At 48.1% G+C, this 22803-nt stretch carries 20 protein-coding genes and 1 pseudogene; 5 read left to right on the top strand and 16 right to left on the bottom strand.

All coding sequences use genetic code 11. The features are described 5' to 3' along the window. Positions 1–2: 2 nt before the first annotated feature. From silB to silC, 3 genes are all read right to left on the bottom strand, one after another. A complete protein-coding gene (silB, locus tag B5P39_RS23265) occupies positions 3–1295 on the bottom strand; it encodes a Cu(+)/Ag(+) efflux RND transporter periplasmic adaptor subunit SilB (RefSeq protein ID WP_011711635.1) in 1293 nt (430 codons plus the stop codon). A 113-nt stretch (positions 1296–1408) separates the two neighbouring features. Next, positions 1409–1762 (bottom strand): cation efflux system protein CusF, encoded by a 354-nt coding sequence (gene cusF / locus B5P39_RS23260; protein WP_011711634.1) that lies wholly within the window; start codon positions 1760–1762, stop codon positions 1409–1411. Positions 1763–1790: 28 nt separating this feature from the next. Beyond that, a complete protein-coding gene (gene silC / locus B5P39_RS23255; protein WP_011711633.1) occupies positions 1791–3176 on the bottom strand; it encodes a Cu(+)/Ag(+) efflux RND transporter outer membrane channel SilC in 1386 nt (461 codons plus the stop codon). A gap of 189 nt (positions 3177–3365) precedes the next feature. Here silC and silR point away from each other — a divergent pair, with 189 nt between their 5' ends. Continuing rightward, entirely contained in the window at positions 3366–4046 is a 681-nt protein-coding gene (gene silR / locus B5P39_RS23250) for a copper/silver response regulator transcription factor SilR (protein ID WP_011711632.1), read from the top strand. Then, a complete protein-coding gene (gene silS, locus B5P39_RS23245; protein ID WP_011711631.1) occupies positions 4039–5514 on the top strand; it encodes a copper/silver sensor histidine kinase SilS in 1476 nt (491 codons plus the stop codon). The genes silR and silS overlap by 8 nt, the downstream gene beginning before the upstream one ends. 208 nt (positions 5515–5722) lie before the next feature. On the opposite strand, the pseudogene B5P39_RS23240 reads toward silS, so the two are convergent. The 8 genes and pseudogenes from B5P39_RS23240 to B5P39_RS23205 form a co-directional block, all read right to left on the bottom strand. Next, a pseudogene (locus tag B5P39_RS23240) lies at positions 5723–5932 on the bottom strand (transposase family protein); the annotation flags it as partial. A 571-nt stretch (positions 5933–6503) separates the two neighbouring features. Beyond that, positions 6504–6692 (bottom strand): hypothetical protein, encoded by a 189-nt coding sequence (locus B5P39_RS23235; protein WP_041413370.1) that lies wholly within the window; start codon positions 6690–6692, stop codon positions 6504–6506. 69 nt (positions 6693–6761) lie between these two features. After that, positions 6762–7427: a tyrosine-type recombinase/integrase gene (locus B5P39_RS23230; protein ID WP_011711671.1), complete on the bottom strand. Its 666-nt coding sequence runs from the start codon at positions 7425–7427 to the stop codon at positions 6762–6764. A 137-nt stretch (positions 7428–7564) separates the two neighbouring features. Then, positions 7565–7912, bottom strand: coding sequence for a hypothetical protein (locus tag B5P39_RS23225; RefSeq protein ID WP_011711672.1), 348 nt, complete (start codon positions 7910–7912; stop codon positions 7565–7567). Positions 7913–7955: 43 nt separating this feature from the next. Next, on the bottom strand, positions 7956–8192 hold the full coding sequence (locus tag B5P39_RS23220) for a hypothetical protein (protein WP_049796112.1): 237 nt from the start codon (positions 8190–8192) through the stop codon (positions 7956–7958). Positions 8193–8423: 231 nt separating this feature from the next. After that, entirely contained in the window at positions 8424–8726 is a 303-nt protein-coding gene (locus tag B5P39_RS23215; RefSeq protein WP_011711673.1) for a hypothetical protein, read from the bottom strand. Positions 8727–8834: 108 nt separating this feature from the next. Next, positions 8835–9137 (bottom strand): hypothetical protein, encoded by a 303-nt coding sequence (locus B5P39_RS23210; protein ID WP_041413373.1) that lies wholly within the window; start codon positions 9135–9137, stop codon positions 8835–8837. Then, positions 9134–10282, bottom strand: coding sequence for a DGQHR domain-containing protein (locus B5P39_RS23205; protein WP_011711674.1), 1149 nt, complete (start codon positions 10280–10282; stop codon positions 9134–9136). The genes B5P39_RS23210 and B5P39_RS23205 overlap by 4 nt, the downstream gene beginning before the upstream one ends. A gap of 163 nt (positions 10283–10445) precedes the next feature. Here B5P39_RS23205 and B5P39_RS23200 point away from each other — a divergent pair, with 163 nt between their 5' ends. Next, positions 10446–12041, top strand: coding sequence for a phosphoadenosine phosphosulfate reductase domain-containing protein (locus B5P39_RS23200; RefSeq protein WP_011711675.1), 1596 nt, complete (start codon positions 10446–10448; stop codon positions 12039–12041). 49 nt (positions 12042–12090) lie between these two features. On the opposite strand, the gene B5P39_RS23195 is transcribed toward B5P39_RS23200, so the two are convergent. The 5 genes from B5P39_RS23195 to B5P39_RS23175 form a co-directional block, all read right to left on the bottom strand. Next, a complete protein-coding gene (locus B5P39_RS23195; protein ID WP_011711676.1) occupies positions 12091–15078 on the bottom strand; it encodes a Tn3 family transposase in 2988 nt (995 codons plus the stop codon). Between the two features lie 200 nt (positions 15079–15278). After that, positions 15279–16028 carry a superoxide dismutase gene (locus tag B5P39_RS23190; protein ID WP_007645336.1) on the bottom strand — a complete coding sequence of 250 codons (750 nt, stop codon included), beginning with the start codon at positions 16026–16028 and terminating at the stop codon, positions 15279–15281. 53 nt (positions 16029–16081) lie between these two features. Beyond that, complete coding sequence (gene chrA / locus B5P39_RS23185) at positions 16082–17449, bottom strand: chromate efflux transporter (RefSeq protein ID WP_007645338.1); 1368 nt, start codon at positions 17447–17449, stop codon at positions 16082–16084. Further along, positions 17442–18380, bottom strand: coding sequence for a chromate resistance protein ChrB domain-containing protein (locus B5P39_RS23180; RefSeq protein ID WP_011711678.1), 939 nt, complete (start codon positions 18378–18380; stop codon positions 17442–17444). The genes chrA and B5P39_RS23180 overlap by 8 nt, the downstream gene beginning before the upstream one ends. Positions 18381–18537: 157 nt before the next feature. Continuing rightward, positions 18538–19545, bottom strand: coding sequence for a site-specific integrase (locus B5P39_RS23175; RefSeq protein WP_011711679.1), 1008 nt, complete (start codon positions 19543–19545; stop codon positions 18538–18540). Positions 19546–19750: 205 nt separating this feature from the next. Between B5P39_RS23175 and B5P39_RS23170 the strand changes: the two genes are divergently transcribed. Together B5P39_RS23170 and B5P39_RS25090 are read left to right on the top strand one after the other, a co-directional pair. Further along, positions 19751–20806 (top strand): DNA-binding protein, encoded by a 1056-nt coding sequence (locus B5P39_RS23170; RefSeq protein ID WP_011711680.1) that lies wholly within the window; start codon positions 19751–19753, stop codon positions 20804–20806. A 118-nt stretch (positions 20807–20924) separates the two neighbouring features. Next, entirely contained in the window at positions 20925–22706 is a 1782-nt protein-coding gene (locus B5P39_RS25090) for a hypothetical protein (protein ID WP_254915852.1), read from the top strand. Positions 22707–22803: the final 97 nt, after the last annotated feature.

Raw genomic sequence — 22803 nt, 5'->3', positions numbered from 1 at the left:
CCTCAGTGCCCTGAATGCCTATTTACAGGCTGGTCAGACATTGCTGGCATACTGCTTTCTGTTTTTTCAGGATGGCGCATACGTTCCAGCGCGCCCGTAATATTGGCTTCGGAGTCAATGAGGAACAGACCACTGACCACCACGGTATCGCCTTCATTCAGGCCGGAGCCGATGCCGGACTGTTGTTGTGATTCATGCAGAACGTGGATCTGTTTCGGCACAAACTTGCCTTCATCATCAACAGTAATCACGCGCTGTTCTTTGCCGGTATCGATAACGGCCTGGCTTGGTATCAGCAGCATCTCCTGGCTCTTGGTATTGAGTTTCAGATAGGCATTCATGCCCGGCTTGAGAAACTCATCCTTATTAGAAACCTGGAGACGGACCTGAAGCGTACGGGTTGTCTGATCCACGCTGGGAAGAATGTTCCATTTTTCGACATGGAATGTTTTATCCGGATAAGCCGGTACCGAAATTTCAAACTGCGACGTATCTTTCAGCAGATAGGCGATAGATTCCGGCACTGCAGCGCTGATCCAGACCGGGTCCATCCCCTGAATCTGAGCCACCACCTTATCTTTCGAAATATTCATGCCGGTGCGCAGGTCAAATGCAGTAATGACACCATCAATAGGTGCTTTAATGGTAAAACGGGTCTGGATTGTGCGGGTTGAACGCAGTCTTTGAATATCCTCTTCCGGCATACCAGCCAGACGAAGTCGCTCCAGAACCCCTTTTATCTGGGTTGGCGTACCGCCTGTACCGGATAGCAGCAGGAACTCACTTTGTGCCTCAACCCATTCAGGAATGGTGATATCGATAAGCGGAGTGCCTTTCTTCACATGATCGCCAGTAGTCAGGGGATACACTTTTTCGACGAAACCGTCAGAGCGCGCCTGCACAATGACAAACTGATATTCGTTGTAACTGACATTAGCCGGAATTGTCTGAGAATAATTCAGCATTCCTCGCGTGACTTTTTGCGTTTTTAATCCCAGATTCTGAACCTGGGTTGGATCGATACGGATCCCGCCATTGCTTTTATCGCCACTTTCATCAGCATATTTTGGCACAAGGTCCATATCCATAAAGGGAGATTTTCCGGGTTTATCAAATTTGGTATCCGGTTTCATCGGGTCATACCAGAAAAGTACCTTTTTCTCCGGTGCCTTTTGTTCTGTTTGTACTGTTTTTTGTGATGAGTTTACATACTGCCAGGCAGTAACCGATATCAGCCCTCCTGCTAGGAGGCTGCTGATAATTATTGCAGCATATTTTATCTTTAAAGAAGCCATACAATTTCTCGCTGAAAAATCAAAACACCTGGCATATGCGCCCGATCATTCATTCACAGTAATCCCTTAATGAATGTTCAGGCGCACTGGATGTATTCGCTCCGGACAGTCAATCAGGATTGCGTAACGTTAATGCTTTTGAGTAAGGAGATATTGCCCTGCTGAATAAACGAGAAATCGACATGGTTGCCGATTTTCAGGGCATTGATAGCGTCGTCTGCATTAACAAAAGTGAAGCGCATGGTCATTGCAGGCCAGCCCACCGCAGGGATTGCTTCGTGCGAAATGGTGATCTTTTTACTATTCATATCAATGTCTTTAACGACACCGGTGCCCTTGATAACCTGCTGTACCGAAGCATCACTGGCAGCATTCATATCGCCATGCTGATGTGTTTCAGCATGAAGACCGGCAGAAAACATGACAGAGAAGGCACCAAATAAAACAGCTTTAAGTGAATTACGCATTTTTAATTTCCTGATTAATTAAATAAATTTATTCTACCCAACCGCCACCCAGCGCAGTAAACAGATTAATTTCGTTAACCTGTCGGGAATAGGTAAGATCGAGAATGGTTTGCTGCGTAGCGAAGAGGGAACGTTCTGCATCCAGCACTTCGATGTAACTGACAGCACCACTTGCATACAATCCTCTGGCTCGCTGGAGAGTTATCTGAAGTGAATCAAGATAACGCTGCTGTGACTCAAGTTGCTGGCTAAGGCTGTCGCGCAGCGCAAACGTGTCGGAAACATCCTTAAAGGCGGACTGAATTTTTTGTTCGTAATTAACCACCGACTGTTGCTGGCGAATTTCTGCCAGTTTGAGATTGGCTTTGTTCCTGCCGGCATTAAAAACAGGAATGTCAATTTTAGGGATAAAATTCCACATTCCGCTTCCTGGCGTGAAGAGACTGGACAGCTCCGTACTGCTTGCGGAAAGGCCACTGGTCAGGGTAATGGACGGGAAAAAGGCCGCCCGCGCTGCGCCAATATTCGCATCAGCCGCTTTCAGCTGGTATTCCGCCTCCATAATATCCGGTCGCTGCAGCAAAATTTGTGACGACAGGTTTGATGGCAGTTTAACTGGCGCGGTCTCACCGCCTTTCATCCCTTTTTCTGGCGGCAGTGCACGGTACGTTCCCAGCACCAGTTGCAGGGCATTGTTTGCCTGAGCCAGATCGCCTTCTCGTTTGGCTATCTCAGCGCGGGTACTTTCGATTTGTCCCCTGGCCTGTTCAAGCGCCAGCACATTCGTACTCCCGGTCACGAGCTGTTGCTCAACGAAAGCATAGGACTGTTCGTAATTTTTCAGCGTTTCCCGCGCGATACGGAGTTGTTCATACGCCAGTTGCTGGCTGAAATAGCTTTGTGAAACGCTGGAGACCAGCAGGATATGTACAGCCCGACGGGCTTCTTCGCTGGCAAAGTAGTTCTGGCGATCAGCGTCACTCAAGTTCTTGAGCTTGCCGAAAAAATCGAGCTCATAGCGGAGTTCCAGACCCGCGTCGTACTCCTGTGTGGTCGGCTTGTCGCCTTTCAGACCACCGCTGTAGGTGATCCCGGATGAGGCATTCAGCTGGGGATAACGATCTGCATCCGTGACGTTGAACTGGGCCCGGGCCTCTTCAACCTTCAGGGCAGCCATTCTCAAATTACGGTTATTAGCAAGGGCTTCCCCGATCAGCCGGGTAACCTGGGGATCGACAAAAAAGTTACGCCAGCCCGTATCCTGATAACCATTCACTGCTGGCATCAGGCTGTTTCGGGACAGTGAAAACTGCTGGGGTACCGGTGCTGCCGGGCGCTGATATTCAGGTGCCAGAGAGACACAACCGGTCAGGATGAATATCGTGCTAATGCTGAGTAATTTTAATTTGAACATAACGCTTCTCGTCCAGGCAGACCTGGTAAATGGTTCAAATGAAGTCCAGAGTATTGATAGGGGTACTTTACCGAACGCTCTCTGTTTGTCGGGTGACAGGATAATGACAATGTTGTCATTTTTGCTGTAATCCGTTGATAATGATCGTGGGCGCAATAGAATGACCTTAGCAGCCAGCCGGGGAGCAAGATGAAAATATTGATCGTCGAAGACGAAATTAAAACAGGTGAATATCTCAGCAAAGGGCTTAGAGAGGCAGGGTTCGTAGTGGATCACGCTGATAATGGTCTTACCGGATATCATCTCGCCATGACAGCCGAGTATGATTTAGTCATTCTGGACATCATGCTGCCTGATATGAACGGCTGGGATATCATCCGGATGCTGCGCACTGCCGGAAAGGGTATGCCGGTCTTACTGCTGACGGCCCTCGGCACGATCGAACACAGGGTCAAAGGACTGGAACTGGGTGCGGACGATTATCTGGTTAAACCCTTTGCGTTTGCCGAACTGCTAGCCCGGGTGAAAACCCTTCTGAGGCGGGGAAACACGATGATCACGGAAAGCCAGTTTAGGGTGGCTGGTCTCTCGATTGATCTCGTATCCAGAAAAGTCAGTCGCGCCGGAAACCGCATTGTGCTCACCAGTAAAGAGTTCAGCCTGCTGGAATTTTTCATTCGCCATCAGGGAGAGGTTCTTCCCCGTTCCCTGATTGCCTCTCAGGTCTGGGACATGAATTTTGACAGCGACACTAACGCGATTGATGTCGCCGTAAAGCGACTCCGCGCTAAAATAGACAACGATTACGAGACAAAGCTGATCCAGACAGTCCGGGGCGTGGGCTATATGCTGGAGGTCCCGGATGCATAGCAAACCTTCCAGGCACCCTTTCTCACTCTCCCTGCGGCTGACCTTTTTTATCAGCCTGTCCACGATACTGGCTTTTATCGCCTTCACCTGGTTTATGCTGCATTCTGTTGAAAATCATTTTGCCGAGCAGGATGTCAGCGATCTTCAACAAATCAGCACCACACTGAACCGTATACTCCAGTCCCCGGAAGATCCAGATGAAAAAAAAGTAAGCAAAATAAAGGAATCGATTGCCAGCTACCGCAACGTTGCCCTTTTGCTCCTCAATCCCAGGGGTGAGGTGCTCTTTAGTTCAGCGCAGGGGGCAGCACTACGCCCGGCCGTGAATTCAGCAGATTTTAGCGAGCACAGCCACGCACGGGATGTCTTTCTCTGGACGGTGGAGGATCCTGCGAGACCGATGGATACCGGGTCTGAAATGAAGATGGAAACATACCGGATTATCGCCTCCTCTGGCCAGGCGATATTTCAGGGCAAACAGCAGAACTATGTCATGCTGACTGGCCTCTCCATTAATTTCCATCTCCATTACCTCGATGCGCTGAAAAAAAATCTGATTGCGATTGCCGTCGTGATAAGCCTGCTGATTGTTCTGATCATTCGCATCGCTGTCCGTCAGGGGCACCTGCCCCTTCGTAATGTCAGCAATGCCATTAAAAGCATCACCTCCGAGAATCTTGATACGCGGCTGGAACCGACACGCGTTCCCATTGAGCTGGAACAACTGGTTATCTCGTTCAATCATATGATTGGAAAGATTGAGGATGTCTTTACCCGCCAGGCCAATTTCTCTGCCGATATCGCGCACGAGATCAGAACGCCCATCACCAATCTGGTGACGCAGACTGAAATCGCACTGAGTCAGGATCGAACCCAGAAGGAACTTGAGGATGTCCTCTACTCCAGTCTTGAAGAGTATAACCGGATGACCAAAATGGTCAGCGACATGCTGTTCCTGGCGCAGGCGGACAATAATCAGCTTATACCTGACAGGGTCCGGTTTGACCTCAGAGCAGAAGTCATGAAAGTCTTCGAGTTTTTCGAAGCCTGGGCCGAAGAACGCAATATCACGCTCAAATTTAACGGGATGCCCTGCCTGGTTGAGGGAGATCCACAAATGTTCAGAAGAGCGATCAATAATCTGTTATCCAATGCCCTGCGTTATACCCCGGAGGGACAGGCAATCACCGTCTCAATAAGAGAGCAAGAGAGCTTTTTTGACCTGGTGATTGAAAATCCGGGGAAACCAATCCCTGAAGAGCATTTATCAAGGCTTTTTGACCGTTTTTATCGGGTGGATCCGTCCAGACAACGAAAAGGAGAAGGCAGCGGCATCGGCCTTGCAATTGTGAAGTCAATCGTGGAAGCACATCACGGAAGAGTGCAGGTGGAATCGGACGTACGCTCAACTCGTTTTATCTTATCCGTGCCCAGACTGGAGCAAAGGATTCCGGAGCCCCAACACTGAGAATAAAGATTTAAATGACAAAGATGTCATTAGCCTGTCATGCAGCAAACAGAAGCCATTCGATACTTATCAGGAAGGCTGGATTGCTTCATCAATACCCGGCGTCAGAGTACGCCAGGAAATGAATATCCAGCCAACTCCCGGAGAAATAAACACTGCCGGACTTGTTTCAGTTATGGAAATGAAAATATAGGTTGTGCTTCCCCCGGACAGGGACACCTTCGGTCAGAATTCCCTTTTCTTTAAACCAATTATGGTGCCCGACAGCATAATCGTGGATCTCAGACCAACCTTCGGCGCCAGCAATCACACCACACAGAGTGACGAACAATACATCATGCAACGGGTAAGTCACTTTGGCAGATTGTCGGCTGTCAGCAATCGAGTTGAAATGTGATGTGAAGGCTTCAAGGTACATGCTCTTATGCTCTCTATAAGAAAAAGAGAGCATAAGAGCATAATCGATGCCGTCCGTCTAATTTAGCTCAAAACGGTTAAAATATATTCACGATCTCGCCCTGCTTATGTTTGTAACCCCCCAGGGCCGGATTATAAATTGTTAAATTGGTTAACAAACCTATCCAGTCGAACGAATTTCATTCGATTATGGATGATTTATATCAATCAATAATCTCGCATTAAGTCGACTTAAGAACAAAATAGCTAAATGTTAACAGAATTTACAAAGCATAATCTCACCCTGTGTAACCCCCTGGTTCTAAAATACATTCAAGATGAATTTTTTTGTAAACGTAGATATTGATAAATTATCAAATAACAAGTTTTTCAACTGTCTTTGTCGCCATAATGTTTGTTAGCTTCTATATCACAAGCTACTGAGTAACAAGCATTATCCCAACGCTTTCTAACAGCAGCAGAAAAATAATCTAATACTTCTCTTATACTCATTTTGTAGCCTCAGCACAATTACTCAACTTAGCTTATTGTGAGCGAATACCGCTCACAAGTCAACAAGTAATGTGCGATATTCACACATTTTTGCTATTGCGATGTTTAATACCATCTACGATCAATTCAACAGCAGTACGTCGAGTTGCCCACCAATCATAGAACGTGCGGCGGGGTACTTTGGCAAGATCTGCCACCTCTTTTGCATCAAGTCCAACTTGAGCGCGGCAATATGCCGAAAAAGCCTCTTTATCTGCGGATTCCGCCATAAATTCCTCAAAATTTTACGAAACTAACAACTTTACAGTGTGCGCTATTCGCTCATAAATGGCAACAAGTTAAACCCAATCAAGACCGCACATTTCTTCGATTCGCTTTGGTTGAATAACAACATAGTCGATAGTAGTTTCAGGGCTGGCGTGGCCTAGTATTCGCGCTACTGTTTCAATCGGGACGCCATTGACTACTGCATTCGTAGAAAGCGATTTACGGCCTGAATGTGAGGATGCCAAGGGTAATCCGCATTTCCTGTAGATCTCCCTCATAGCCTGCTCTAGCGAGTCACAAGCCCAATACTCTCGTACCTCTCCTGATTCGAGCTTCCTTGGTTTCGGCTGTATCGAGTAAGGAGCACCACGAACTGTATACAGAAACCGTGACTCGGGTATTAATCCTTGGAAGTCAGCGCGGCCAGATACGCCCCACTTTTTAACTAAGCGGTGATCAATCCATTGCTGAATAATCTCCATCGATGTTTTGTTTGTAAGCCAAACGGTTCTTGGTTTCAACATCTTACAAATGCTGGCTGGTAGGTGGATTTCTTCTTTGATTTTGCCATTGGCAAAAAGGATGTGTTCAGTTTTGAGTAGTGCAATCTCAGTCACGCGCATAGCGGCGTGAGAAAGTACAACAGCACAGCGTTTACCTTCGCTATGCTGCATGAGTTGGCAGGTTTTCAGGACTCGATTGATTTGGGCAGGTGTTAGTGCGTCAGCGCGGCTCATTGTCTGTATTTCCTCTTTATTTGGGGATATGCAGACAATAGGATTTTTTCACTGCCTAATCAGTTTAACACGGTATTCCGTAAGCCTTTCACGGAAAGCAAAAGCGCCCCGAAGGGCGCTAGTTTTGGAGGACTTGTTCAGTATCCAAGCCGCTCTACGGTAGCTAACAATTCAGCATAAGTGGCGTTTTTAACTTTTTCGTAGAGCGTCTTGGCAGCATCTATTCCCTCGATGTAATCATCAGAATCTATGATCTCATGCGCCAAATGCTCGATAAAAGACGGCTCGATAAATGAGCCAGAAAGCACATTTAACAACACTTGCTTTTCTGCTGACTCTAAGTGAATCCCCGCTTGGAGTTGCAAATATTCGTAGCGATCCCAAATCTGATTTAGGCGCTCGGTCGTCCCTTCTCTCCTTTCCTCAAGGTTTGCCCTTAATTTTGGGGACGGGGTAAAACTCGGATTGCGCGGTAATTGGCTCATAAGACTCCAAAGCCCTGTATTACAGGGCTTAATAAATTTGATGTTAGATATTTGATTGATTGCGCATGTAAGCGCGATACCAGCTACGACATTGCTTTTCAAAGCTGGCCTCAGAACGTGCGGAAAGTGTGTTACCCATGAAGCCACCGCCCACACAAATTTGTCTGCCTAAAGTCCCGCTGCGACCTTGGGATTCAAGACGAATATATCCTCCGTCTAACGGCATCCAGAAGTTAAAAGTTTCACCAGTTTTACGAGATTTGATTGATAGATTTGCCATGATACTTTCCTTCGCCTCACCCGCTTATGCGCTTCGGCTCTCCGATGGTTAACGCACGACGCACTAACCTTAAACATAGTGTATGACAATTGTCATACTGAGGCAAGCGATATTTTTAAACTTTTGCATTTTCCATCGTTTCCGTGGCCTTTAGCCGATGGCCAGAACGTCACGGAAAGCAAAAAACGCCCGAAGGGCGCTTATTATGATAATTAACTACTTTGAGGCAACTTAAATCAAATTAATCAATTCTGCTTGAATAGCTGATATCTGTGCCTGATATTGAAAAGGCACAGGGCTATCATTAAGGCGAGGATCATAAAAAGTAATTACATCTTCATCCTCTGCATATTCTTGATTAGCAATAGCTTCATGCTGTGCTAGAACATGCCCAGTCGCAGCTTGAATAGCTGCTAATCTGTCAGAGCCATTAAACAAGACATAGACGGCAGCTCTGTATGCAATCTCATGTCTAATGTTATCTTCGTGCTCTTCCTCGCCGAACTCGACCATCAAATCCGAACCAATACCCATCCCATACCTCGACTAAAAATAAAAGAAACACAATGCCGCATTAAGGATATATACCGCGCTGATTATTGATTAGCAACCAATTGAAAAAATTTATACCCTAAAATACATCTAAACCGTTCTTTGCTTAGTAACAACAAGTGTATGTTGTTGGTCAACATCTGAAATATCATCTTCGTCAACATCCACACCCCAAGCGGTCACAATCTCATCTGTGATATCTCGCGATGTTGCCTGGGTTATCAACATCGTATAGCTCATGTGTTCAATCCTATGGACCAGTGCTCGCTCTAGAGAGGGCTCAATTGTGATGATTGTTAGCTCGTTGGTGCTGCAGATTTCAAATGCTTCAAGCACTCTTGTTAGTGCCACTTGCGCATTTGGACAGCGATAATCTTTCAGGTCGACGATCATGCCATTAGCTCCAACGTAGGAAATACCTTCAGGTGTTGACACAGTAGAGCGCCAATTCGTTTATCGCTACCGCGAACTATCTTGTGGTCTTCGTGAGTGACTACGCTGTGCTTTATCCAAAATTTATCCGCTTTATCTGCAATGGGTAGATTCAGATTTTGGAACACACTGAAAGAGTCATCCCCCGTGCCGTTCACCACAATTGCATCAAATATTGATCTACCAAGTAGACCTAAGCCATTGGTGAACACTACTTTCGTAAACATGGCGGCCTCATGCTGAGATTTGTAGTCTTGGCCATCGAGCATGTTTACTGGGAATTTGGAGATTGCTTCCTTCAGAAAATCCCGGCAAATTCCTAGCGTGACTTCAAAGTGCTCTGCGTCAGCTAATGATTTGTCAGCTGTAGAAGCTGAGACTCCTATGAACTTCAGAACCATCGCTTTGAATTGGTCGAATTTCCACATTGTTCCACAATTGATTTTACCGTGCAGCCCTATTCGGTCTTTGAGTCGTTTGCCTTGGCTAATTTCCATTTCAAGCAATTCATGACATAACGCAGCAAACGGTGTACGGCTGTTAAAGTGGTGACTAATTGATTTATTTGGTTTTTTTAGTGATACATGGTAATCACTGAATAATTGGCGTATTAGCTTTGTCGCAAACGGAGTGGTAAGAGATTCGTCAGCGATATGAATGAGCTTAAAGCTGACGGTGAAATCATTAAAATGATCTTTGTATTGGGCTAACAGCCATTTAATAAAAGTGGCTCGGCCTTGGCCGTCAGCAATAAATCTGTCAGCCGTTGCAGGAAGTTCCGCAGTGACCACGGACCGATTACCTATCTTCATTTCTTCTAAGACGGTCAACTCATTACAGAAGAAAGTCATATTCGGGAATACTGCCGCGTCGGTTTCCTGCCAGTACCGCTTTAGGGCGTTAACACGACCTGAGTCCACATCCCGCTGGCGTTTCAGTTGCTCGCTTAAAACGTCACTGTTGGCCTCTACGGGAAAGTGCTTGGCGAGCTCTTCGAAAGTAATCACGCCTTCGTATATCGTGACTCCGGCTTTATTGCTTAGGCCTTCTTTAGCCTTGAAAAGTGTCAGTGGCAAAAGTGTTGATTGATGTTCTGTTGTGGCCATCGGTTTAGCTCCATCGAAATTGATAGAGACATGATTTCACGAACCCGAGATCTGGCAAATTTTGCTGATTGAATGGGTTATTTCTGGGGCTTTAAAGCGGAAATTTGCGTGAATTGCGATGTGCGAGATCATCTAGTCATCTCTGATCAAGGCGACATTCACAATGAACAACCCCCAACAGCTCGTAGACATTTTCCAGTTCGATGCACAAGACCAAGAAAATTTAAAAGTAGTCTATGAGCAATTCAACCAAGGTGTTTCTGCGCTTCGCACACTCATTGAAAGTGAGCCGGTGGTGTTGCATTGTGGGCTCTCAGGGAAAGACAGTTCAGTCGTGGTGTTAATGGCAGTCGAAGCCTATCGCCAATCCATTCAGGCTGGCTTAGTCGAGCCATCGAGACCATTACTCGTCGTCACCGTGGATACGGGGGCTGAAGCCATCGCGCTTAAAATGTACGTCCATTATGTCCGTAAGCGATTACTGGAGTTTGGAAAGCAAATTGGGATTAATCTCTGCTACGACATTATTCAGCCGCCAATCAATGACCAGTATTTTATCAAGTATACTGGGGGGCAAAAACTGGTGCCTTCGGTTACACGTCACCAAGATTGCAGCATTATTCTCAAAATAGACCCGTCCGAGCGCTACATTAAGCAAGCGATTAAAAAGTACAGTGAATGCAGCTGCTACAAACTGGTTAGCTGTGTAGGCAGTCGCATTGCCGAAAGTCATCACCGCGCAGGCAACATGAAGAAGCAGGGGCTTAGCTTGATTACGGCAGGCTCAATTCTGGCTGATATGGCACAGGTAGAAGCCGCTGGCTCCAAAATGTATAAGCTGGCGCCGATTAAACACTGGGAAACTGAACAGGTATTTGACCTGCTTCGGATAGCCGGTAGCAATCCCATTAAACGAGTCCCAGGTATCGTCATCGATACTTACCTGACTAACTTCGGTCTTCTGTTAGAGCTTTATGGCAATGGCTCAAATGAGGTTTGCGACATCATTGTGGGGCAGAAAAACAGTGGTTGTGGGGGTAAGGCACGGTTTGGCTGCGTGACCTGCACCCTTGTTGGTAAAACCGATAATTCAGCTACAGGACTTTCAAAATTACCCCGCTGGAATGCGTTAGGCAGTGAAAATGCACTTCGAGTGAGGGATTACCTTTGGCGTTTAAGCAATGATATGGACGCCAGAGCCCTTCATGCTCGAGCTTACGATCCGGTCACTTACAATCGCGTCGCGCTACAGCCAAACACCCTTAAACCCAAGTATTTAGAGAAGATGGTGCGTTACGCCGCCCAGCTGACATTGGATAGCATTCGGATTGCTAAGGAGTTCGCAGAGCTTGTTGCTAACGGTCGAGAAATCGAGCATGAAGGGTATCGCGACATCGCCAACGACCCTAATATCCCACCTAAGACCAAGCGATTATTTTTGGAAATGTACCGCGAGTGGGCTCAAGACCCCAAGAGCTTGAATTACCTATTTGACGAAGCACAAAGCCTGCTATTATCTTTTCGCTGGAGCATTGACGGTATCGGGGCCGCGCCATTCCGTCCTTACGCAATTTTCAAGCAATTAGAATCTGGCCACGGCTGGATCCCTTACCCCAAACTCAACTCTGAAATGGACGATACCAGCACTCAGGTAAATCAAACCTTACCCGAGGCGGTAATGATGCCCATCCTCAAATCTGAGGTTGCAGAGGATTTTGCAAAACATCCGGTTAACCTGTTGGAGAGGTCCGGCCGGTAAAAGTGTTGGAATTAGCCACTTCGAGTATAACTAACTGAATAATAAAGATTTAATCAACCAGCAACTCAAATGACATTGGTTTAACCTGCTTGGTCAAATCCAGCTCAAAGCTTCCCAATCTGCCCAAGTGCTCGGTATGGTACGGCGAGAATGCGGCCATGAGGTCGCGGGTGATATTGTGGCCCTCCGACTTCAACTGGTTAAACACTTCCGTCATCGCGTTCACGTTGTATAGGATTGTGAAGTTCGCCAGCAAATGATTGTATTTCACGATTTTGCTTTGCTCATGCTTTAGGTTAGCGGGAATTTTTCCGGCATTCGCAAAAAACAACCAACGTGCAAACTCGTTGAACTCCTCACTCTTACAGGTCGCTGCCTGGATCGTTTTGCGTAGATCAACATCGGTGATGTATTCCAAAAGGAACATAGTTCTGACCACTCGCCCGAGTTCGCGGAACGCAAAATACAGCTTGTTTTTCCGGTTCTTGGTGCCGAACCGGCGCAGGATTGTCGAGGCGGTAATTTTTCCTGCTTTAACGGACATAGCTGTTCGCATCATATCCGCATAGTGCTTTTCAATAAGGTCCCACTTGATAGGCTCTTTGAACAAGGACTGAATATGCTTAAGCACCATAGCGCGGTCAGGCTTGTAGAAGCTGAGATCTTTGATATTTCGGATACGCGGCATGAGTTTGATGCCCAGTAGGTACGCCAGGCCAAATACCGGTGTTGATTGCGCCTGCGTATCCCCGTGAACGGTGTCTGGATTAAAATCTGATTCGTCGTTGAGCAGACCGTCCAGGATATAAATCGCCTCGTAGACACCACAGGGGATAAACCGGCTGAACAACGCAATGTAGGTATCTGAGACGTGGTAATAGGCAATGCCGCCATAGCTGCCGTAACGAATATGGTATTCCGATAGTAAATTATCTTCGTAGAGATCCCAGAGCTTGCCATCAGCGGACACACTGTTGCCCGAACCCCAACACTCAATGAGCCGGTATTTCTTGTACTCGCTGTTGATCTTAGCAATCGCTTTATCGAGACGGGCTTCCGTAGTGCGCTTTAAGTTAAGCCATGCAACTTGCTTGCGCGACACACCCTGCACGGATCGCACGGTTTCGGTAGGGCCAATATTGGTGCCGTAACAAAACACCGTCAGAACAAAACGTAACACCGGGTCGCTGATACGTGACTCGAAACCCGACAACGGGCCAAAATGTTTGTTCAAGTTCAACCATTTTTCGACATTAATGATTACATCGAGCAGGTTGATCTTGTCCAAGCGATCGCGCAAGAGCGCTCCAATTTCTTCGACCTCTGGCGAAGGTTGATCCGGTTTTGGTTTACCGATAATCAGGTTCCCGTTTTCTATACGGACCAGTTCATCCTCTGGAAATTGGCTATCAGCTTTCTGGCAGCTCGCCTCCATGGACTCCTTCAGTGTTCTTGCAAATTCAGTATCACCGGCGATAAGTCCTACCTCCTCGCAATAGGTAGGCAGCTGCGCCTCGTATTCTTCCCAGGTGATCATTTGCTCCCGGTAATCATCGAAGGTTTCACTGTAGGGAATGAACAAGTCACCGGTACTCAGTTCTTCGGCGATCCGTTCAAACACACACAGCTCAAAACAGGTTTTATTGACCTCGGTGACTTGCGCTGATTTAGTCGATTTTCCTGTGACCAGTTTCCACCAGCTTTCGCGAATCCAGCGAATGTTGATGACATTTTTGGAGGATGGATCGTTTGGATCACTTTGAATGGACAGGAACTCGGCGCGCCGTTGTTTGTATTTCAAAATAAATTGAAATGCATTCAGCAGATCCTTGTCTTCCGTGGACGAAGCCAGATTGAGTATTTCAATCGTGCGAAACAACGTTGATCGCTGCTTTTTGTAGAGTTGAACCATGAACGGCAAGTAGTTGTTACCCGCGAACGCCATGTAGTGTTCACACATTTGCAGCAACTGATCGCTGTTCTTTCCTAGGACAGGATCAAAAGCTGACACCGATTCGGGTTTATCCAAATAAACCTTGACCGTTCCAGTCAGCACAGAAATCAAATGATCAGTTTGCTTTTGATGGTCTGCAAGGTATTTCTCCAACAGTTTCTGCGCCGAGCGATCCATTTTTAACAGCAGTTTGATAAAAATATCGGCGGCATTATCCAGAGTTCGTGCGTATTGGTGTCGGATTAAAACGATGACCAGAGCGAGTCGCTTGTTCAGCTTTAGCTTCATCAATTCGGCGTAATCCAGGGCCTTGGCCTCGTCGATAAACTGCTGGTGTTTCACCGGTGGCAACCCCAAATCCGCAGGCAGTAGTGTTTGCAGGGAGGTCAGCCATTCCAGGTAGTGGATGTACGCATGGATATTGCGAGGAGTTGGGCGTTTCGGTTCATTTTTCAGCGTGCTCCAGCCAAAACCATTCGGCCCGGTGCTGGAACGGAGAATATCCGTGATGCACTGGCGACTTTCAGCCGTCAAAAATTCACACAGTTGACCGTAATACCGGGTGTTGACTTCCGCTCTGGCTGTTTGGCAGATTCGCTCAAGCACGCTGAACGCTGGCAACTCGTATCGCTCCTTGACCAAGTATTCCAACGTGACATTGATGATATCCGGCAGGGCTTCTTTAGTTGTTGCCGCCTCTTGCGCCCAACTCTTTGTTAATCCGGAGGTCTTGGCTGCATCGTAGGGTTTTATATCGAGATAACGTCGAATCAGTTTTACATGACGATCCTTTGCCCCTGACACGTAATAGGTTTGAAGATCCTTGAATGATGCTCTTGAACGACACTGGCTTTTGATGTGTGCGATGATGACGTTTGGAATTTCACCCAATGTGACAAATCTGCCTAATCGTTGGGTCGTCTTTAACTGGATTAGTAATCCCAGAAAGGAAGTGCTCGCCCGTTTGCAATGTTTCACAGCAAACTGCTGCTCTTCCGGTGTCGGTGTGTAGACATCCCCTAACTCGACATGCGTGATATCTGACTTGATCCGCGGATAGGCTGTCTGGTAAATGGCCGCCATCGATCCGCTACTTTGTTAATGGCAGTTTCAGTTGGGACAGTTTTCGCAGGTGGGCTAGTTGCAGGTTTCTGGTCGCCATTTGGTTTTCTCTTAATTTAGTCACACGTCACTCAGCGCCGGATCAATAACGTCCGTGTCCTTGATTGGTTGCGCCGAAGCGAATGGTATGCCCCCTAAGAGAAGGCATACCAATAGCGTTTTTAGGATGTTGTCTTCGTGTGAGTGGCTTGGAGCCGATGAGCAACCTCATCCCAATTAATATTATTGAAAAAAGCATCAATATATTTACCGGCAGCCGCGCCAAAGTCCATGTGATAAGAATGTTCATACATATCCATGACCAACAACGGAACTGTGCCTACCGGGAAATGTGCGTGATCACCCATCCAATAATTTTCCAGCTTATTGAAATGCGTGTTATACCCCAGAACAACCCACCCGGAACCACCGCCCAAGCCTTGAGCGATTTTGCGGAATTCGGTTTCCCAGCGATCAAAAGTACCAAATTGTTTGGCGAAAGCTGAGCGTAATTCACCATCGGCTTTGCCATTACCGCCCAGGTTATCAAAATATAATTCGTGCAAAATGACCGAGCCTGTGCGAATCAAATGCTCCCGCTTGAGATCATTGTAGAGAAACGCTGGCGTGTCGGGGTTTGCGAGTGCCTGACTCAACTGATCATTCACCGCATTCAATGTTTTTACCGAACCGCTGTAATTGTTAGTCCAATGCGACTCGATCAAATTGGCAGAAAGGCCTTTTAATTTTGCGGCATTGAAGGATAAAGGTTTTGGTTTTATTTCGGTGATCATCCAATTTGCTCCTTTAGGTGCTGCCTGAGACGACGATTCAGCTGCGCTAACATTTGATGCCGATGCAATAAGCAACCCTGCGGCAGCGGTCGCACTGGTAGCCAGGAAATCACGTTTGTTTTGGTTAAAATCATTCATTGGTTTTCCTCCGTTAAGTGTAAGCAATGAGTTCGAGCAGATCGAAAGATGACTTAATTAATCCCCATTAACGACACCGCAAGCCCAACAAGCGCCGACATGCCAATCACCTTCATCACATTCATTTTGTAACGAAATAATGCGATACCCGCTGCAACAGCAATTACCGCTGATATCCATTCAAACCGCCCATCAAAGCCTTCTGGCCACAAAATGTGGTAACAGAAAAACAGGGCGAGATTCAAGATCACACCTACCACCGCCGCCGTGATGGCCGTGAGTGGCGCAGTGAATTTCAAATCATTGTGCGTCGTTTCAATAAAGGGGGCACCCGCAAAAATAAAAATAAACGAGGGCAAGAAGGTAAACCAGGTGACAATGGTGGCGGCTACTGCGCCCGCGAGAAATACCATGTCGGTGCCAAATACGGCTTGTACATATCCCCCAATAAAACCGACAAAGGCCACCACCATAATCAGCGGCCCTGGTGTGGTTTCACCGAGCGCGAGGCCATCGATCATTTGCGTGGGCGTGAGCCAACCATAGTGGCCGACCGCACCCTGATAAACATAGGGCAATACCGCATAGGCACCACCGAAAGTGAGTAGTGCCGCTTTGGTAAAGAACCAGGCCATTTGTGTCAGTGTGTGATCCCAACCGAAATAACTCCAAAGTGCAAACAGCGGAACAGCCCAGAGTAATGCACCGGAGATCAAGATCATGCTGAAACGCGACCAGCGGAACATGGCGTGCGCGGGCGTGGGTGTGTGATCATCGAATAACGCGGTGCCGAAGGATTTATCAGCCTTGCCATGGCCACCGCCGCTGTTGAAGTAGTCAGGTAGAAACCGCCCACCCAAATAACCAATCAGTGCCGCTGCAATCACGATGTAAGGGAATGGGATATTGAGTGCAAAAATGGCCACAAACGCGGCGGCAGCAATCGCCCACATCACATTATTTTTCAACGCGCGTGAACCAATGCGATGGGCGGCATGCACGACGATGGCAGTCACCGCCGGTTTGATACCGTAGAACAAACCGGCTACCCAACTTACGTCGCCGTAAGCGATATATACCCACGAGAGTCCAATCAAAATGAAGAGTGATGGCAACAAAAACAGCACACCCGCCACTATACCGCCCCAGGTACGATGCATTAACCAGCCAATGTAAGTGGCAAGTTGTTGCGCCTCCGGACCAGGCAACACCATGCAGTAATTGAGCGCATGCAAAAACCGTTTTTCGCTGATCCAGCGCCGGCGCTCCACCAGCTCCTGGTGCATGATGGCTATTTGGCCTGCCGGGCCACCAAAGCTGACAAACCCGAGCTTTAACCAGAAACGGAAGGCTTCCCAAAAACTGACCGGCGCAGGCGCTTCAACCGGCTGGTGAGCTATTAATTCGGTGGTGTTACTCATGGTGTGTTTCCTTATTTGTAAAAGCAGCCAGTAAGGCATCGAAGACACCATTAGCCGTGGCGATGAGTTGATCGTCGTCATGAATACTGTTGCGCAATCCCCACAGGATTTGCTCCAGCCCACTGGCTTCACTGGGCTGGATACCCCCTACGTCCAGAAAATGCACCAAGGCCCCCAAGCGCGTTAAGCCGGGGTGATCGAGCCTAAAACTGTCAAGCAGAACCTCAAAAGTGACCTTGCCATTCAGGTGAGTGAAACTGGCTCCGTCAAAATCAAAGCCCAGCGCATCGGCGGGACAATCCTTCGGTGCTTGCAACCACACAAAGCGAGCCTCCGGATCGATAAAACGGCGGATTAGCCAGGCACAGGCAAGGCGATCCACCCAGGGACGTTGACGGGTTGCCCATAACCGCCCGCGATAGAGGCTGATATCCAACCGTGGGATTTCACCGGTGTGCTCATGGGGTTCGTTGGGCGATAACTGGCGATTGAGCTGAAGTTCAAGCTGTTGCAGCGCCTGCTGGGTTTGTGCCTGCGCTTCACCGGGGAAAAAATCCGTTGCGGCGATAGCGGTGAAGTTTTTGCGCAGTTTACGCAGCTGTCTGGTTGCTTCTTGCAGGGAACTACTGGCCAATTCTTTTATTGGGGGCAGCTCGTGTAAAAGATGGGCGTAATCATCCTGACGATCAAACAGGCCGCTGAATTGGCCAGCATCTTCGGTATCGACCAGGAGCACATAGGCTGAGCCTTCACTTGCCTCTACTTCTTGCAGCAAGCCATCGAACAATTGCTGATGTTCTGGTCGATGGGGAAGCAGATAAACGCCGTCACGCAATACTGCTGCACCGGAGGACTTGAGGGTTCGCCATACCCGCATACGCACTGTCGCGTTTTGGGTGGGCAGGGATAAGATCAGTAATACCCATTTCATATATTGTAGATTTAGTTACACAAAGGTAGGAAAGTCTACAATATTTTATCGATGGTGTACAGCGGCCAGAATGATCCATGATCGTGGCGGTAACATTACCAGCTTTGGTATTTGGGTTTGGCCCGATACATTGATTCTGCCCCGAATGTTGACCGAATCATTCAGCATCCATCAGGGTTGCCATCTTCTCCATTAAGATAATTGACGCATTATTGCTGAGCTGCTGGCCTTCCTCGATATACTCCCAGACGGTGGCATCGCTCTTCCAGCCGCCTTGTTTCTTGATCAACTCAAAATCCACTCGCTCACGCGCTGCCGATGTGGATAACCCTCTACGGAAACTGTGGCTACTGAGTTCAGGCACAAAATCAAACTCACAGGCTTGCCCCAGCGTTTTGAGCAAAGCATTGACCGCACCTGGAGCCAGCGCTTTTTCCTGAATGTGATCCCAGCGGTTGGTGGGACGAAACACCGGACCGCTGGTGATGCCCGCTGCATCTAACCAAGTTTTCACGGCGGTAGCCGGACAACAAGCGGCCTTTCCGTAAGGTAAAGCTCGCATTAAACCCATGCCTTGCTGGTCGGTCTTGGAGCGCGGCAACCGGATGAGCAGCCCCTCCGGCTCCCAAACCAGATCATTGACCTGAAGAGCAACCAGCTCACTGCGACGCAAGGCGCCGAAGAACCCGGTGAGTACCAAGGCAATATCCCGGTATTTCTTTTTGTTGTCCGGTAAGTGCCGCAAGTAATTTACTAGTTGGGCGATGTGCTCCAAGCGCAACGCCTTGGCCTTGCGCTTGGGCTGTCCATGGGTGCGGCGAATGCCCTCCATGGTTTTACATACCAGCGGATCACGAACCGGGTCAGTCAACCCTTGGTAGTGGTGCCATTGGCTAACGGCCGTGAGGTGAAGGGCGAGAGTCCGGCTATTCAGCACATCGGCCTTGGCCACCAGGTAACGCACCAGGGTATCCCGATCCGTGGGCAACCGCCCGCCCCATTTTTCGAACTGCCGAATCGCTGAACGGTAGGCTGTTCGCGTGTTATTGGAGGTCGCCGCTTGCAGATAGTGGCGCAGTGAGTCGGATTCTGCCAGCGACGGCAAAACTGATTGCTCACTACGTAATGGCGAATCCGATGTGAGTTTGGGTGTGTAGTTATCCATGGTTATCCCTTTTCTGTGGGTCGCTGGAAGGCACCAATGTACTGGTGTTACAAACATCAATTTTTCATTTCTCACTCATAACCCACGATAACATTCATTATCGAAGGTTACTATTTAATTTTTATTGGCTGCATAAAAGTCAATATATTATGTTATATTACGTGCTATGTAATACGTTACTAAATAATCACCGAGGGAAACTGTCATGGCTCGCGCCGGAATCACTTACTACGATGTCTCGAAAGCCGCAGAGGCTATCAAAATCCAGAACCAGGAGCCTACCGTAGATCGTGTCCGCGAGCATTTGGGAACCGGCAGCAAAAGCACCATTGCACCACTACTCAAGCGCTGGCGGTCAGATAATGGGGAGGTGGTCGATGTGAGCGGGTTGCCGAATGATCTCGTCGAGGTAGTAAAAGCCTTACATGAACGGGTTCAGCAGATGGCCGACCAGCGCATCGCGCAATCCCGCGACGAATTCAAGGCATCGAATGATCAACTCCGGAAAGAATTGACTGAGGCCCGTAACAGCATCGCGCAGCTTACCGACCGCCAACAGGATCTGAACGCCCAGCTATCGCAAATTACCGAAGCAAAAGCCCTGCAAAGCAAGTCCCTGGAAGATGTACGCATTAAGCTAGCAACGGCAGAGGCTCAACGCGACGAAGCCCTTTCACGAACTGCTGAATTAAAGGAAAGCGTTGCAGAACTCAAGCAGGAAAATAAGGATATTCGTGATCACTTTGAACACTACCAGCAACGCACCGCCGAAGATCGGCAGCAGGAACGCGAGCAATTCCACGTGGTTAACCAGGGCCTGAAAGACCTGATTCAAGACCTGCAACACCGGCTCATCCAAGCCGAGTCAAGCGCGTCCGAACTGATAGACACTAATGCGCACTTACAACGACAAACGCATGAGCTCGAACAGGCCAATGCGATGAACAAAAGCACCTTGGATAGACAAGTGGTCGATATCGAGAACTTGGAGCATCGACTTAACGACGCCTCGGCAAAAAGCCGGGAGCAGCAACATAAAAGTGAACAACTGGCGGATAATATTGCCGCACTTACCAGCCAGAAAGCAGATGCCGATAAGCAAGTGGCCGTACTATCCCAAGCATTGGAGGCCACTAAAACGGATCTGATAGTCTCTCAGAATAGAGTGGAAGCTCTGTCCGATGAGAACAGGTTGATTCTTCAGGAAAAAGCGGTGATTCAGGGACAGTTTAAGCAGCTTCAGGATTCGCTATCTCGGTAAGGATTTTATCCAGCCTTTGTCAGAAAAGCTAAATGAATCAATGTCTTATTTGCAAAGTGGCTAATTCCAACGCTTTTACCGGCCGGACCTCTTGGACTTGTGGACGCGGCCGCATGATATGTCAGACGTTTACGACGAAGACCGTAACTGCACCATCTCGCGCTTTGCTCAGCATAATGGCGATATCGTGGTGGAGTATGCGATTAATTTTGAGTTCGTGCCGGAAGGTCAGAAAACCACTTTGTCCAATGTCAAAGAATGCTGGTTATTGACTAAGGCAGGCCTTAATCAATACCGATTTGCCTATCGCGCCGAAGGGATAAGCGTTAAGGTAAATGGCCGGACGGTCAACGAGGTAGCCAAAGCATTGCTGCTACCGTCAATTCAGCAGCAGATAGATAGCAGGGTTTGTGGTGTGCAGAATACGTTGTGTGAGCAATACGGCCCAGAAGACCATCACACCGGCTGCGAAAATCTCTGTAAGGCGTTTACGGACTCATTATCTAGTGCGCTTGGTGGAAAACAACGACAATCGCTGAATATTCCGTATCTGCAAAGCATTAGTCTACTGACAGGCTACAGGCCGGAAGCTCGTAAGACCGAAAGCGCAAACCAGTTCTCCCGCCGTGTCGTTAAAATCAGCAAACAGGGTATTGAGAAGGGCAATTCTAGGATGGTGTTTTACAAACCAAAATTGGACTGCAGATTACATGAGGCACACCAACAGACTTCTTCTTTGTTAGTGCCTAACTTCTCTGGCTTTACTCAGCAGGCTATCGCGACCCACGAAGACCTGTCATTTGACCCAGCTGCCACGGTAGAAAACATTCAGCTATCCGAATTGTCGCTTGAGAAATGGTATGCCATTGATGGCCCAAGACGCGCCTTGCAGCTTCACAGGGACTTTATGGCCTATTTTTGGCGGAACCGCCACAGCTACGGCTACAAAGCAATTGATGTGCGGCGCTACTGTGGCACCCATGTGGCTGAAACCTTGTTAGCTGAAGGCGTGATCACCATTAAAACGAGCTATTGGGGCCAGCTGCAAGCCATTTTAAAGCGCACACAGATATTTCAGCAGCTCGGAATGTTCAGCTTTCAGTCTATGCCTTACATCGATGTTGCGAACCATCCCCGCGCCATCGATATGACCCAGCATCGCAGGGATAAGACAGAAATCCTTAATATCATTAGAGCGGAGCGAAATGCCCAGCGCCACGGGGTTAAAACCGCCCTAACCAACGATGACACAGTAGAGCGCCTAGGACTTAATATCGAGCGCGTTATTCAGGAAGCAGGTTGGGCAGTAAGGGAAATGATAGATGGTCTTAATAGCCATTTACTCCATATAAGATTTGATACCTCAGACGTAGGGGTAACCCAGAAAGCTGGAGTGTCTAAATTGTGGCTGGCACTGATGTTCGGCGGCGTGACCCAGATTGATGATTTACTGAAACAGCTGCTATCGCCTGCTCAGCTAGTTCAACTCAAAGAGCATCCGAGCGACTACCTCAATGTCAGCAGACTCATGGCCAAGTCGTTGAATTTGATTGTCGCTGAAATTAACCGAGCAACCCATGATTGGAGCGACGCTATATCAACGCTCAAACAGCAATTATGTAAAGGCTTAACGCGGGAAGAGTACAAGGTCGCCGTCGGCTCCCTGGTGCCAGCCGACGTGTACGACCAATCCATTTTGGAGTGGTGGAAGCCAAACCCTGACAACTTCAAATTGTTGCTGGGAAAAGCGTTAGAAACAATGGAAGAGAACTTGAGCTTTATTGAGTCACTTAACCAATCGTTACAACGAGTACTGCGCCTAGCAATGCCGCAGGCAGCTAACAAGATGACTCTGGGGGCACGCTTGGCGCTGAAGGATCCCCTCATAAATCAGCCATAGCATAGCCATATTTGAGCAACTGATTGGCGAATAATACCCAGGCCGCCAGCAATTCTTTCTCCGTGATTTGATAATCAGGCCGCCTGAGTACCTCCAA

Origin of the sequence: Shewanella sp. Shew256, from assembly GCF_002196695.1 — a bacterium.
Lineage (GTDB): Bacteria > Pseudomonadota > Gammaproteobacteria > Enterobacterales > Shewanellaceae > Shewanella > Shewanella mangrovisoli.
The sequence above is the reverse complement of the archived record's forward strand: the minus strand, read 5'-3'. Positions and strand labels throughout refer to the sequence as shown.